Source organism: Candidatus Cloacimonadota bacterium (assembly GCA_028706475.1).
Taxonomy (GTDB): domain Bacteria; phylum Cloacimonadota; class Cloacimonadia; order Cloacimonadales; family Cloacimonadaceae; genus UBA5456.
On sequence record JAQWBI010000007.1, the window covers coordinates 13,724 to 27,183 of the forward strand.

Consider the following 13,460-nt stretch of genomic DNA (forward strand, 5'->3'; position numbering starts at 1 on the left):
TCTCTCCGATCATAACTCCATAGACATTCTTTCAATGGTTCAAACCAGCTTGATAGTCTCCTGTCGTTCTTGCGTGAGTATTGTGTGAGTGGTTATGCCATTTTTTGACGAACATTCAGCCATATAGTACTCTGCATCTTATAATTGAGGAAATGCCCGAATATCTGGCTCTACGCTATCGCTATAACCTGATAGCAGTATGCCTGATAATGAGAGTGCACACAAGTCCAAGAGTAACCGATTATCACCGTCGAACAGGACTTTAGACTTACGGGGACAGTTGCATATGCTAAATGTGTGGAAGAAATACACAGATTCCAGATAGTGATTCGAATCTAGCACAAATTTTAACACGTAATCGTTTGACATTTTTGCAGTTGATCCAAAATGGACTACCCAATCTGAAACTAATCTCAGCGGCTATAACGTTTTACGGAGCGATTCTCAACGAAGGATGAAACCATCTGACTTGGGATGGGAAAGATACCTATGGTAAAAAATGTGCGGAAGCGGCGTTTTCTTCGTAAGAGTATCGGGAAAGGGTCTTAACCTTCAATACAAGATTGTCCTGATGAAATAGTATCAAATGACTATAGGATGTCTTAAAGCCTTGCTTACCAAAGAAGCAAGGCTTTTTATTTTCTCTAAATAGCTCACGGTCTCTCTGATTACTCATAACGATCCCACAAACTGTACACACAGACCACAAGCATCAATATCCATGCAGAAATTTGCCAGGGAAAGCTTTTATATTAGCTATCCATCCGAATTGTATATAATACCGCACTTTTCGCTTGACTGATATACAGGATTTATTGATAGTGAATTCTAGTAAAAATACAAGGTGATATTGAATGACTCTCAGAGATATCGTCACTTTGCTGGAAGGCGAAGTGCTATTCCCGGAAGCTGATCTGGACAGGGAAGTGCCCTGCGCTTTTGCGTCTGATATGATTTCCGACATTCTCATGTGTACTAAAGAGCCAACCCTACTCCTCACTGGGCTTACAAACAACCAGGTAATCCGCCTTAGCGATATGATCGATCTTTCCGGTATAGTCTTTGTACGCGGAAAGCGTCCTTTGCAGGATGTGATCGATATGGCTGCTGAACGGGGATTGCCCATCATTTCTACCAAGTTTACTCTCTATCGCAGTAGCGGCTTACTATACAATGCTGGTTTACGCAGCTGTAAGATTTGAGCAGATATGGCAGAGTATTGGTATATAGCCGAAGGTTTTGAAGAGCGGGTAAACAGCTATTTGACCCACAATGGCGAATCTGAGGTAGATATGATGTTTTCAGTACCGGAAAAGGACTTTAATACAGCAGGAAAGGGATCTTCCGAATTGAAGATCCTCCTGAAGCGATTGGGGGTAAATTCCGATATCCTACGCCGGATCGCGGTTGCCTCCTATGAAGCAGAGATCAACGTAGCCGCTCACTCCAAAGGAGGAATAATGCACAGTGCGGTTCACGACGATTTTATCCACATTCGCTTTGAGGATGAAGGGCCTGGTATCAGTGACATCGAACAAGCCATGATTCCCGGTTTTTCTACCGCCGATGAGCTGGTTCGTGAACTTGGTTTTGGAGCTGGCCTTGGTTTACCAAACATCAAAAAAAACAGCGATGCCATGCATATTGTCTCTGAGCATGGTTCTTCCACCTTGGTGGAGTTCATAGTTTTCTTTTCTTAAGCATTATGAATAAGAAAGACAGCAAATACTTTCATGCCATACAGATCCTGGAAGACAACTGTACTGGTTGTACGGCTTGTGTGAGAGTCTGCCCCACTGAAGCCATTAGAGTGCGTGATCGCAAGGCGTATATAGATCCCTATCGTTGTGTGGATTGCGGCAATTGTGTAACTGCTTGCGAATTCCATGCTATCATTCCTTCCAGCGATCCCCTGGATATCATCAACAACTTTAAATACACTGTCGCCATTATTTCTTCCAGTTTCTTTGGTCAGTTTTCTGAGGACATCAGTTATGGTAATGCCAAGCAAGCCATCTTACAGCTTGGTTTTAACGAAGTAGCAGAAGAGGCGATGGTTACGGATTTCATGATCTCTGTGATTCGCCTGTACATTCGCGAACACCGGGATAAAAGGCCGATCCTCAGCAGCAATTGCCCCGCAGTAGTACGCCTTATTCAAGTGAAGTATCCTTCGCTCTTGCCCAGTCTGTATCATGAAGAAGCCCCTATGAGCATTTTAACCCGCTATTTGCGGGACAGAATCTCCAAGGAACAGCATTTGAACGATAATGAGATTGGTATCTTTCTGATCGTACCCTGCGTGGCTCACGTTACAGCAGTACACCAACCTGAAGGAGCATACAAACACCTGCAGGATGGAGCTTTCTCTACTGGAATGATCTATGGCAAAGTGCGCGAGATCATCAAAGATGTACAGAACAATCCACAAACCATCGATACTTATCCCCAAGGACTCGCTTGGGCGCTATCAGGAGTGCAGGCAGAACTGGTGGACACAGACGACATTCGCACTCTCTCTGTAAATGGCGTGGAAAATGTAATGGACATACTATCCAAAGTGGAAGATCACTATCTGGATCAATATGACTATATCGTTCTGAGAAGTTGCACAAACGGTTGTGTAGGTGGATGCCTGAACGTGGAGAATCCTTTTGTGGCAATGAGTCGCATCAAAAAGATGAGCAAAGAAGGTGAAGGAAGCGAGATCCATGTGGAAGAACTGGAACGTTTGCACGCTGCCGGAGAATTCTCAGTTTCCCCACTGGCTCCACGACCCATTATGGAGTTGGATAAAGACATCAAGAAAGCCATTCAAAAGATGAAGAAGATCAACGAATTCCTCACGATGCTTCCCGGCTTGAATTGCAGCGCCTGTGGCAGCCCCACTTGTTACGCTCTGGCAGAGGACATTGTTTTGGGCAAAGCATCGATCGATGATTGCGTAGTCCTTCAACGCGGCAAGAGTAGCGATGCAGATGAAGATGAATAATTAGAATAATAAGGATATTATTATGAGCAAATTAAGCGACTACATTGTCAAGGTCAACGGCAAGAACCTTACTCCCGCTATGGATCCGGAAAACATAGAGATATCCGGTGCGTATGTGAGCGATATGCTTAGCGATGTGATGGGTTCAGCAAAGCCAGACCAGGCTTGGATCACTATCATGAAGCACATGAACGTGGTAGCTGTGGCGTCTATGACCGGAATCCCCGTGATTATCTTTGCCAAAGGGAATGTGCCTGATGATGCCGTATGCGACAAGGCTTTGGAAGAAGGCATCTGCCTGATAAGCAGCACTCTGGATACCTTCAGCCTGGCCGGAATATTGTATCAAACCTTGGGTCTATAACAACATCCCATGCGCCTGATTAGCGCTGACCTGCATATACATAGCGTGTTATCTCCCTGTGGAGGCCTGGAGATGTCGCCTTCAGCGCTGACCGCCAGACTGAAAGCACTGCAAATAGAATGGTTTGCCATCACAGATCATAATAGCATGGCAAATTGTCCTGCTTATGAGGCGGTTGCAAATAAAGCTGGAATTTCGTTTAGCTGGGGAGTGGAAATTCAGACTTTGGAAGAAATTCATCTGTTAGCCTATTTTGATAATCGGGAAATGGCATTAGCTTTTGATTCAGAACTCTATAAGTCATTATTGCCCATCGAAAACGATCCTGAATACTTTGGAGATCAAGTTATCATTGACGAAAATGAGAACATTTTAAGAGTGGAATCTATTGCATTGATAAATTCCTCATCTTGGGATTTGGCCACTGCTACAGAACAGGTTTTAGCACATAACGGTCTACCTGTACCTGCTCATGTAGATGCTGAAGTAAACAGTGTTCTATCCCAATTGGGGTTTTTTCCTGTATATCCTGAATTTGAACTTTTGGGGATCACTGCGACATTGGATATGAACAGCTTTCTGTTACAACATCCCGAAATGGTGCAAAAAGCCTTTTTAAGAGCTAGTGATGCCCATTATCTTTCAGATTTAAAGCCCGGACTTTGTAAAGTAAATGCCAAGCAAGCCACCGTAAGCGAGTTGCTTGCGGCAGCCCGAAAGCAAGACGGTAGATTCATAGACTTTTACACATAAAATTGAATGATAGACAAGGAGGAGTTATGGCTTCCATAGCTCAAGACAAGAATCGTCTCTATGATCGCCTGGCAGAGGTGATCGAAGAAAAGAAGGATCTGCGTAATCCGCTGATCGAAGTTTTGCGTATAGCCCAGGAAATCTTTGGATACCTGCCGGTTGAAGTGCAAGAATTTGTTGCAGAAAAAATGAACATCCCCGCCAGCAAAATATACGGCGTGGTTACTTTCTACAACTTTTTCTCTATGAAACCCCGTGGCAAGTACACATTGAATGTATGCACCGGAACTGCATGTTTCGTGAAAGGTGCACCCCGACTCATCCAGATGATTTCGGAAGAGTTGGGTATCTCCATGGGCGAAACCACAAAAGACGGGAAATTTACGATGAGTGCAGTCCGATGCGTTGGAGCTTGTTCTCTGGCTCCTGTTTTTGTGATCGGAGAGGATACTTATGGGCGTAACGATAACAAAGACAAGATCAAAGAAATCCTAAAACGTTACGAGTAATTCAATGCAAGACATCTCTTTGCACCTATTAGATATTCTGGAAAACTCTGTAAGAGCAGGAGCAAGAAATATCAAGGTGCGCGTGATAAACAATGTGTTGAAGAATCGTCTGCGAATCATCGTTGAAGACGATGGCTCAGGGATGGATGCGTACACTCTGGAAAAAGCTCAGAATCCCTTTTATACTTCAAAAGAAGAACGAGTAAAAAAAGTGGGATTGGGCATACCATTGTTCAAACAGAATGCAGAAATCGTTGGCGGTTCATTCAAAATGGCCAGCGAGCCTGGCTTTGGCACTGTTCTTACGGTGGATTTCCCTTTGGATCACATCGACAGAATGCCTTTGGGAAATCTGAAGGATACACTTCTGGGTGGCATCATAGGACATCAAGATGTAAATTTCTTTATCCACTTTCTTTACAAAGACAAGGCTAAAGAGCTCTGTTTCCATTTCGATACCAAAGCTATTCGGGAGGAGTTGGGAGACATCCCTCTCACCTATCCCGATGTTATTGAATACATAGACCAATCTTTATATGAAGGAATACAAAATACAAACATGGAGGATGTCTGATGAAAACACTGGCAGACCTTAAGAAAATCCGTGAAAAAGCCCAGGAAGATATGAAGCTTCGTGGCGGAAACGTACGCATGAAGATCGTGGTAGGGATGGGAACATCCGGAATCGCGATGGGTGCTCGTGAAGTGATGAAGACCTTCTTGGAAGAAATTGCAGCAAGAAATTTGACCGACGTTATGGTTACTCAGACTGGCGAAAAGGGTCTTTCTTCAATGGAACCGGTAGTGGATATCATCGAAGATGGCAAGCCAAAAGTAACCTATGGGAACATGAATCCCGACAAGGTCAAAAAGGTAGTTGTCGAACATATCGTTAATGGCAGAGTCGTCTCCGACTATGTTGTCGCTACCGGCAACTAAAGGAGGAGTAAATAAATGTCTCTGAAACGTATTGACCTTTTGATCTGCTGCGGTTCTGGTTGTGTTTCTGCCGGCGCACTCAAGATCAAAGAACGCTTTCACACTGTGTTGGCAGAGCATAATCTTTCAAACGAAGTGAATATAATTGAAACCGGTTGCATGGGGCCTTGCGATTACGGCCCCGTGATGGTTGTCTATCCGGAAGGAATTTTCTACAAGAAAGTAAGCCCGGACGACGTCCCCGAGATCGTAACCGAACACTTCGTAAAAGGCCGCCCGGTAGCGCGCTTGATGTTGCAGGATGAGGATAAGACTTTTTCTGCCCAAAAAGACATCCCCTTCTACCAAAAACAAATTAAAGTGGCCTTGGAAAACTGTGGTTACATCAATCCCGAAAGTCTTGATGAATACATCGCAACCGGTGGATATGAAGCCATGGCAAAAATGCTGACCGAGATGAAACCTCAGGATGTCATTAATGTTATAAAAGAATCCGGTCTGCGCGGTCGCGGCGGTGGCGGATTCCCCACCCATATAAAATGGCAGATGGTTCACGACAATAAATCGGATCAAAAATACATCATTTGCAATGGAGACGAGGGTGACCCCGGTGCCTTTATGGATCGTTCACTCTTGGAAGGTGATCCTCATCGTGTACTTGAAGGTATGATGATCGCCGCTTATGCTATGGGTGCTACCAATGGTTTCTTCTACATCCGCGCCGAATACCCGCTTGCCATCAAGAGAATCAAGATGGCTATTCAGCAAGCCAAAGATATCGGCTTGATGGGTACAAATGTGTTTAATTCCGGTTTCAATTTTGATGCTGAAGTGCGTACCGGAGCCGGAGCATTTGTGTGTGGAGAAGAAATGGCTCTGATCCACTCCATCGAAGGCCAACGTGGTAATCCCACACCCAAACCACCTTATCCGGCGTTACAGGGTTTGTGGGGTAAACCTACCGTAGTGAACAACGTAGAAACCCTGGGTAATGTACCCACTATTCTACGTAGAGGTGCCAGTTGGTTTTCATCTATGGGCACCGAGAAATCCAAAGGAACCAAGGTATTTGCTCTTACCGGAGATGTTAATAACACCGGATTGGTGGAAGTACCTATGGGAATTACCCTGCGTGAGCTGATATTTGATGTTGGCGGTGGAATGATCGGCGACCATAAATTCAAAGCAGTGCAATTGGGCGGACCTTCCGGTGGTTGCCTTACCGTTGACCATTTGGATACTCCCGTTGACTACGAAAATTTGAAAGCACGTGGAGCAATGATGGGTTCCGGCGGTGTAATCGTGATGAACGAAGAAAAGTGCATGGTGAATGTCGCTAAGTTCTTTATGGATTTCTGCGTGGAAGAATCTTGCGGAAAGTGCTCACCCTGCCGAATTGGCCTGAAACAGATGCTGGAGATTCTGGAACGCATCACCTCCGGATACGGTCGTGAAGGCGATATCGAAGAATTACTGCGCCTGGGTGAATCCATCAGCAAGCTTTCTCTTTGCGGACTGGGACAGACAGCTCCCAATCCAGTGCTTTCTACCATCCGTTATTTCAGGGAAGACTATGAAGCCCATATTCGGGATCATAGCTGTAGCACCAAGGTGTGTAGCGATCTCATGCACTTCAAAATTGATAAGGACAGATGCATCGGCTGCTCTTTGTGTTCCAGAAAATGTCCTGCCAGCTGCATCAGCGGTAATCGCGAAGAAAAATTCACCATCCATCAATTGGATTGCGTGAAATGCGGTAATTGCTTTGATGTGTGCCCGGTAAAGGCAATCGACAAAGTGCCGGGAATGCATCCCGAAATTGAGGCTCATAGAGCTAATATGGCGAAAGCCGCTCACCATTACGACGATTAAGGGGAGATTATGTATAAAGAAATCTGCGCTAAATACGCCCCAACCAAAGACAACCTGATATATATCCTGCACGACATTCAGGATAGCCATCCGCAACATTATATATCCCCAGATGCGGTAAAGGCTATCTCTGAATACTTGAATCTGCCGGAGAACCATATTTATGGAGTACTTACATTCTACTCTATGTACTCCACCAATCCTCGCGGAAAAAACATCATCCGCCTCTGCGAATCCCCACCCTGCTACATCAAAGGAAGCGAAAACATTCTGCGCAAGCTGAAGACCATCCTTGGTGTTGGAGTAGGTGAAACTACCAAAGACGGTAAGTTCACTTTGGAACTATGTGCCTGTCTAGGTGTTTGCGGAAACGCACCAGTTATGATGATCAACGAAGATGTGTATGGCGATCTCTCAGAAGAGAAAGTAGAAGATATTATCGAAAAAATGAGAGGGAGGAACTAGTGAAATACTTTCGCTCTCATGTGCTGGTAGGCATAAATGAAACATCCGTAGCTGCCGGTGTACACAGCTTTGTGAAAGCTCTGAGAGCTGAACTGAGCAAAACCGGCTTGAGTGACGAAATAAACATTTTAGAAACCGGTCCCCTTGGCTTCTTTGGTAAAGGAATCTGCGTTACAGTGTATCCGGATAACATCAACTACGAGAACCTAAAAGAAGAACACATCACCGAATTGGTGCAAGAACACTTTCTGAAAGGTCGTCCTGTAGCACATCTCTTATTGGAATCTGCCGGAAAGTTCAGCCCCAAGTTGAATTACAATAAACGTATTGTATTACGTAATTCCGGAATCATCGATCCCGAAAAGATAGATGACTACATTGGCACTGGTGGTTACGAAGCTTGGGAAAAAGCTTTGACCAAAATGGAGCCCAAACAAATCGTAGATGAAGTAAAGAATTCCGGATTGCGCGGTCGCGGCGGCGCAGGTTTCCCTACCGGCGTAAAATGGAGCTTTACTGCACCGCTAGAGACTGAACAAAAATATGTGGTTGTGAATGCTGACGAAGGCGAGCCTGGAACCTTCAAAGACCGTTTGATAATGGAAGGTGATCCACATCAACTCTTGGAAGGAATCATGATCTGTGCTCGTGCCGTTGGCGCTACAAAAGCATATATCTATATTCGCGGTGAATACAAACTCTGCATTCAGCGTTTACAGAAGGCTATTGATGATTGTAAAAACTATGGCATCATAGGTAAAAACATCTTTGATAGCGGCTTTGACCTTGATATTCAGATCAAGATTGGAGCTGGCGCATACGTATGCGGCGAGGAGACAGCGTTGATCGAGTCTCTGGAAGGAAACCGGGGTCACCCACGTTGGAAACCCCCGTTCCCAGGAGTGAAAGGCTTATGGCAGGCTCCCACAGTAGTGAACAACGTGGAAACCTTAGCAAACGTGCCTTTTATCATCGCTAATGGTGCCAACGAATTCAGTAAATATGGCACTCTCGAATGCCCTGGAACAAAGGTCTACACCATCCTTGGTGATGTAGCCTATCCCGGCCTTTGCGAAGTGGATATGGGAACTACCCTTCGCACCATAATCAACGACTATGCCGGCGGCATGAAGAAGGGCTTTAAGTTCAAAGCCGCGCTGGTTGGCGGAGCTGCAGGTATGATCCTGTCCGAACGTCTGTTGGATGTAAAGATGGATCTTGCCAGCCTGAATCAGTATTCAGCTGTTTTAGGCAGTGGCGCTATATTGGTGATGAACGAACATCAAAGCATAGCAGATATGCTGTGGAGCATCCTACGCTTTTTCCGTCATGAATCCTGTGGAAAATGCGCACCCTGTAAAAACGGAACTCAACAGCTCTATCGCCTGATCACTAAAATAAAGAAAGGTGATGGTACTATGGACGATGTGGATCTGATGCTTAAAATCGCTGAAACAATGCAGCAAACTTCATTCTGCGCTTTGGGCCAATCTCCGATCATGGCTATTCGCAGCGCAATAGATAACTTCCGTGATGAATTCATCGCGATAACACAAAAATAATACATGAGGAATAGAATTATGGCTAAAAACGTCAACGTTTGGATTGATGGTCATCACCTGGAAGTTCCGGATACCACGACCATCATCGAAGCAGCCGACAAATACGGGATATATATTCCCAGACTCTGCTACCATCCTGATCTACCACCTACCGCAAACTGCGGAGTATGCGTTGTAGATATCGAGGGAAGCCCGGTTCCCAAACGTGCTTGCTGCACACCGGTTACAGAAGGTATGAAAATACACTCCAACAGCAAGAAACTGCGCTCATATCGCAAAACATTGGTGGAGATGATTCTCTCGAATCATGAAGTTATGTGCCCAACTTGTTCGGCAAATAATAAATGCGAATTACAGACCTTGGCAAACAACCTTGGTGTAGATCCTGATGCTCTGCCCAATATCCTAAAAAAGAAAGCCGTAGACTTCAGCTCTCCTTCCATTGTTCGCGACCCCAATAAGTGTATTGCTTGCGGACGCTGCATCACAGTATGCAATGAAGTGCAAACAGTGTATGCCCTAACCAATAGCGAGCGTGGTATCGGCAGCGAAGTGACTACCGCTTTTGGACTGGGTATGGCTAAAAGCCCCTGTGTAAACTGCGGTCAATGTACAGTTTACTGCCCCACAGGTGCTCTGCGTGAAAAAAGCGAAGTCGATGATGTATGGGAAGCTATCTTGGATCCTGACAAGCATGTGATCGTGCAAGAAGCACCATCAATTCGCGTATCTTTGGGAGAAGAATTCGGAATGCCGCTGGGCAGCGTAACTGCTAAGAAGATGTATGCAGCCCTTCGTAAGATCGGATTTGACAGCGTAATGGATACGAACTTCACCGCTGACCTCACCATCATGGAAGAAGGTACAGAATTGGTGACCAAGCTGAAAGCCGGAGAAAAGCGTCCTCTAATCACTTCCTGTTCCCCTGGATGGATCAAGTTCATGGAAACCTATTTTCCCGATTTGGCAGATTGCGTTTCCACGGCAAAATCCCCGATGAGTATGTTTGGTGTGCTTTCCAAGACATACTATGCTCAGGAACATGGAATAGATCCTGCCAAGATAGTATCTGTAGCGATCATGCCTTGCACTGCAAAGAAATTTGAAGCCCGTCGTCCTGAAATGAACGACAGCGGATTCCAAGATACTGACTATGTACTTACTACTCGCGAGTTCTTGCGGATGATCAAAGAAGCCGGTATCGACTTTGCAAACATTCCTGATGAAGAACCAGACGAAGGTATGAGCTTCTACTCCGGAGCAGGAACCATCTTCGGTGCTACCGGTGGTGTGATGGAAGCGGCTATCCGCTCAGCTTACACTCTGGTAACCGGAAAAGAACTGGAGAATGTAGAAATACAAGGCGTTCGCGGCCTTGAAGGCGTAAAAGAAGCTACTGTAAATATCCCCGGATTTGGTGACTTGAAAGTTGCAGTTGCCCACGGTCTCAGTAATGCCCGTAAGGTGATGGATCGAGTTCGTGAAGGCTTGAAAACCAAAGGCGAGTCTCCCTGGCACTTCATCGAAATCATGGCTTGCCCAGGTGGGTGCGTTGGCGGTGGTGGTCAGCCCTACGGCAATGACATCGCTTCCCGTGCACGTCGCGGTTTAGCTCTGTATGAAGAAGACAAATCGCTTCCAGTACGCAAGTCGCATCATAATCCAGAAGTACAGAGAATCTATGAACGCTTCCTTGGAGCTCCGAATTCTCCTCTAGCACATAAGCTGCTTCATACTTACTACTTCAAACGTTCGATCAGCAATGGTCAGGTAGTTGAAGAAGTAACTCACAAACATCACTGATATACTCAATATCAATAAATCGGCCGGTCTATAAACAGATCGGTCTTTTTTTTGTCTAAGAACATCAATGACAGTATTCCTTTCCATCGCAAAAGGGAAAGATACTGCTGTCGTGTCAAGCTTGGAGTGTTAATCTCCGTATTCGGTACATTATCCTTCCCCTGAGACTGAAGGAGATTTGAAGCAGATATAAAGCCGTTATTATCCTGTCGTCACTCGATGATAACCCGATAATATCTACTTCATATCACGACGAAACCAAGAGCAATGCATCAGAAATTAATAAAAACGGTTGAATCAAATTGGAGGTTGGCAGCCCAGCAATAAAACGACATTCGTACCTTGACGAGTCACTAGCCCTCATTGATTTACTGCCATATGCGATCCTCCCAAAGGTCTCCTATGCGGAGCTTGAGTAGCTCTCAGGATGCTTATGAGAGGTCTATGAGGCGATGTACCCAAGGGTAAGCAAGGCGCTTCCGCGAGATTGGAAATAGATTGAATACTTATGAGCTATGTACTACAGTATTACGAACCGGATGAGGGATGAATAGTATCCACTGGGCAACCTCTGAAAATCTTGGGGTCTATTCCAGTGCATTTACCGCAATTGATGCATTTCTCGGGGTCAATATAGGCTTTCCCATCTCTGTAAGAGATAGCATGTTCAGGGCAGACTCTCAAACATAATCCACAGGATATGCAAGTAGAGGCATCCACAACATTGTAAGCTTTTTCCTCAATTTCAGTTGCTTGTGTGGAATCAGGGGGATTCTGAGCAATGTCTGATTCCTGATTCTTGGTTGTAGGAGTTGCAATATCTTCTCCCCCAGGTTTAGTTTGAGGGGCTTCTTTCTTTACTTCTTCCGTTATTTCAGGCTCTGTAGCAAGTGCAGTAACTTGCTCAACTGGATATTGAGCTTTATCATTCGGAATGGCAATAAATCCATCCACGCAGCGCTTGCAACCGATGCATTTCTCACTGTCAATCACTGCTTTACCATCTTCCATGTAGATGGCATTCACCGGACATACTATCTGTTCTTCACTTTTTGAAAACACACCTTGTGCAGCCGTTATCTGAATGATTGCCAACAGAAACATCAAGGCTACGATAATGATTTGTAAGACTCTCTTCATTGTTCTCTCTCTTTCGTGATAGTACCGTGTTTTGGGCATTTTTCGGCACAGCGATCACACATAATGCAATCAATTGATTCCACGTATTCATCGCAAAGTATATCCAGATTCATGGGGCAATTCAGGTTACAAATACCACAATCCGTGCAACATTCCATGTTTCTGCGGATTTTCTTTCGTTTGATGCCAAACAAGCCGCCCAGGATTTGAGATACAATCAATAATGCGGCATAGGGACATAGAAAACGACACCAAAATCGTTCCAGAAATACTCCTCCTATCACAATGACCAATATGGTAAACAAGCCTAGATAAACCAATCTTGGCAGAAGCGATAGAGAGTAAAAGGGACATAATTTGATGTATAACCATGCAAATCCGCAGATCACCAGAATGATACTAATACCCAGAACAAAATACTTGATTTTGTTCAGTTTACGTTCAGCAAAAAGGGGTATCTGCCGGAGCCTCTTTTTATGGGTAATTCTATACAGCAGTTCTTGAATAGTACCAAGAGGACACACATAACTACAAAACACTCTGCCCCAAAACATGGCCAGAATCATGAACAGTATTCCGAAGAATATTCCCACAGAAGCTAAGCCAAGACTAAGTGTAAGTAGATTTCCCTTTAGCATACCAAAGCAGATTACCGCATATGGGCAGATACTGTGGATGGAGTTTTTGCCCAGAACAATCACACTTGTGAGAAATGCCGAAGTCAACACCAGAAAGAGAGTCTGAATCAGATTGCGTTTGCTCATTACGGTTCTTTTAGAAAAGCCCTTCTTTGCAGTATATTCATCGCTTTCACTTTGGTTTTCACAGCTTCATGATATGCTGGGCGATGTTCCTCGCGATACACGCCTATGTAGTACTTCTCAGTATCCAGTGTCAGTTTTCGAGCTTCTTCTGTGCTTTCCGGTACTTTGTCCATTATCACGCTCTTTTCATTGTAAAGCTCAAAGGTGTTATTGTGGCTTACAGCTAGCTTGGCAATCACCTGGACTGCTTTTTTTTGCTCCTTCTCCAGCTTTGCCGCAGATAGGGACGGTATATAT

At 44.9% G+C, this 13,460-nt stretch carries 15 protein-coding genes; 12 read left to right on the plus strand and 3 right to left on the minus strand.

The window, feature by feature from the left end:
* Window positions 1–854: 854 nt before the first annotated feature.
* From PHF32_02490 to PHF32_02545, 12 genes are read left to right on the plus strand one after another with little or no spacing between them, the layout of a single operon-like run.
* Window positions 855–1,202: a DRTGG domain-containing protein gene (locus PHF32_02490; GenBank protein MDD4559598.1), complete on the plus strand. Its 348-nt coding sequence runs from the start codon at window positions 855–857 to the stop codon at window positions 1,200–1,202.
* Between the two features lie 6 nt (window positions 1,203–1,208).
* Window positions 1,209–1,700 (plus strand): ATP-binding protein, encoded by a 492-nt coding sequence (locus PHF32_02495; GenBank protein ID MDD4559599.1) that lies wholly within the window; start codon window positions 1,209–1,211, stop codon window positions 1,698–1,700.
* Between the two features lie 5 nt (window positions 1,701–1,705).
* Window positions 1,706–2,992 (plus strand): [Fe-Fe] hydrogenase large subunit C-terminal domain-containing protein, encoded by a 1,287-nt coding sequence (locus PHF32_02500; GenBank protein ID MDD4559600.1) that lies wholly within the window; start codon window positions 1,706–1,708, stop codon window positions 2,990–2,992.
* 22 nt (window positions 2,993–3,014) lie between these two features.
* Complete coding sequence (locus PHF32_02505) at window positions 3,015–3,356, plus strand: hypothetical protein (protein ID MDD4559601.1); 342 nt, start codon at window positions 3,015–3,017, stop codon at window positions 3,354–3,356.
* A 9-nt stretch (window positions 3,357–3,365) separates the two neighbouring features.
* On the plus strand, window positions 3,366–4,109 hold the full coding sequence (locus PHF32_02510) for a PHP domain-containing protein (GenBank protein ID MDD4559602.1): 744 nt from the start codon (window positions 3,366–3,368) through the stop codon (window positions 4,107–4,109).
* A 26-nt stretch (window positions 4,110–4,135) separates the two neighbouring features.
* Complete coding sequence (locus PHF32_02515) at window positions 4,136–4,618, plus strand: NAD(P)H-dependent oxidoreductase subunit E (protein MDD4559603.1); 483 nt, start codon at window positions 4,136–4,138, stop codon at window positions 4,616–4,618.
* A 4-nt stretch (window positions 4,619–4,622) separates the two neighbouring features.
* Complete coding sequence (locus PHF32_02520) at window positions 4,623–5,192, plus strand: ATP-binding protein (GenBank protein MDD4559604.1); 570 nt, start codon at window positions 4,623–4,625, stop codon at window positions 5,190–5,192.
* Window positions 5,192–5,557, plus strand: coding sequence for a (2Fe-2S) ferredoxin domain-containing protein (locus PHF32_02525; protein MDD4559605.1), 366 nt, complete (start codon window positions 5,192–5,194; stop codon window positions 5,555–5,557). Before PHF32_02520 ends, PHF32_02525 begins: the two co-directional genes overlap by 1 nt.
* 15 nt (window positions 5,558–5,572) lie before the next feature.
* Window positions 5,573–7,429, plus strand: a complete 1,857-nt coding sequence (gene nuoF, locus PHF32_02530) for an NADH-quinone oxidoreductase subunit NuoF (GenBank protein MDD4559606.1) — start codon at window positions 5,573–5,575, stop codon at window positions 7,427–7,429.
* Window positions 7,430–7,438: 9 nt separating this feature from the next.
* Window positions 7,439–7,894 carry an NADH-quinone oxidoreductase subunit NuoE gene (gene nuoE, locus PHF32_02535; GenBank protein MDD4559607.1) on the plus strand — a complete coding sequence of 152 codons (456 nt, stop codon included), beginning with the start codon at window positions 7,439–7,441 and terminating at the stop codon, window positions 7,892–7,894.
* Window positions 7,894–9,456 (plus strand): NADH-quinone oxidoreductase subunit NuoF, encoded by a 1,563-nt coding sequence (nuoF, locus tag PHF32_02540; protein MDD4559608.1) that lies wholly within the window; start codon window positions 7,894–7,896, stop codon window positions 9,454–9,456. The genes nuoE and nuoF (PHF32_02540) overlap by 1 nt, the downstream gene beginning before the upstream one ends.
* A gap of 18 nt (window positions 9,457–9,474) precedes the next feature.
* Window positions 9,475–11,259 carry an NADH-dependent [FeFe] hydrogenase, group A6 gene (locus PHF32_02545; GenBank protein MDD4559609.1) on the plus strand — a complete coding sequence of 595 codons (1,785 nt, stop codon included), beginning with the start codon at window positions 9,475–9,477 and terminating at the stop codon, window positions 11,257–11,259.
* Window positions 11,260–11,787: 528 nt separating this feature from the next.
* On the opposite strand, the gene PHF32_02550 is transcribed toward PHF32_02545, so the two are convergent.
* The 3 genes from PHF32_02550 to PHF32_02560 are packed head-to-tail and all read right to left on the minus strand — an operon-like array spanning window position 11,788 to window position 13,402.
* On the minus strand, window positions 11,788–12,399 hold the full coding sequence (locus tag PHF32_02550; GenBank protein MDD4559610.1) for a 4Fe-4S binding protein: 612 nt from the start codon (window positions 12,397–12,399) through the stop codon (window positions 11,788–11,790).
* Window positions 12,396–13,163, minus strand: coding sequence for a 4Fe-4S binding protein (locus PHF32_02555; protein MDD4559611.1), 768 nt, complete (start codon window positions 13,161–13,163; stop codon window positions 12,396–12,398). Before PHF32_02555 ends, PHF32_02550 begins: the two co-directional genes overlap by 4 nt.
* Window positions 13,163–13,402 (minus strand): hypothetical protein, encoded by a 240-nt coding sequence (locus PHF32_02560; protein MDD4559612.1) that lies wholly within the window; start codon window positions 13,400–13,402, stop codon window positions 13,163–13,165. The genes PHF32_02555 and PHF32_02560 overlap by 1 nt, the downstream gene beginning before the upstream one ends.
* Window positions 13,403–13,460 lie beyond the last annotated feature (58 nt).

Coding starts and splice junctions, on each gene's coding strand:
- PHF32_02490 (MDD4559598.1), top strand. CDS start 855: ATGACTCTCAGAGATATCGTCACTTTGCTGGAAGGCGAAGTGCTATTC.
- PHF32_02495 (MDD4559599.1), top strand. CDS start 1,209: ATGGCAGAGTATTGGTATATAGCCGAAGGTTTTGAAGAGCGGGTAAAC.
- PHF32_02500 (MDD4559600.1), top strand. CDS start 1,706: ATGAATAAGAAAGACAGCAAATACTTTCATGCCATACAGATCCTGGAA.
- PHF32_02505 (MDD4559601.1), top strand. CDS start 3,015: ATGAGCAAATTAAGCGACTACATTGTCAAGGTCAACGGCAAGAACCTT.
- PHF32_02510 (MDD4559602.1), top strand. CDS start 3,366: ATGCGCCTGATTAGCGCTGACCTGCATATACATAGCGTGTTATCTCCC.
- PHF32_02515 (MDD4559603.1), top strand. CDS start 4,136: ATGGCTTCCATAGCTCAAGACAAGAATCGTCTCTATGATCGCCTGGCA.
- PHF32_02520 (MDD4559604.1), top strand. CDS start 4,623: ATGCAAGACATCTCTTTGCACCTATTAGATATTCTGGAAAACTCTGTA.
- PHF32_02525 (MDD4559605.1), top strand. CDS start 5,192: ATGAAAACACTGGCAGACCTTAAGAAAATCCGTGAAAAAGCCCAGGAA.
- nuoF (MDD4559606.1), top strand. CDS start 5,573: ATGTCTCTGAAACGTATTGACCTTTTGATCTGCTGCGGTTCTGGTTGT.
- nuoE (MDD4559607.1), top strand. CDS start 7,439: ATGTATAAAGAAATCTGCGCTAAATACGCCCCAACCAAAGACAACCTG.
- PHF32_02545 (MDD4559609.1), top strand. CDS start 9,475: ATGGCTAAAAACGTCAACGTTTGGATTGATGGTCATCACCTGGAAGTT.
- PHF32_02550 (MDD4559610.1), bottom strand. CDS start 12,399: ATGAAGAGAGTCTTACAAATCATTATCGTAGCCTTGATGTTTCTGTTG.
- PHF32_02555 (MDD4559611.1), bottom strand. CDS start 13,163: ATGAGCAAACGCAATCTGATTCAGACTCTCTTTCTGGTGTTGACTTCG.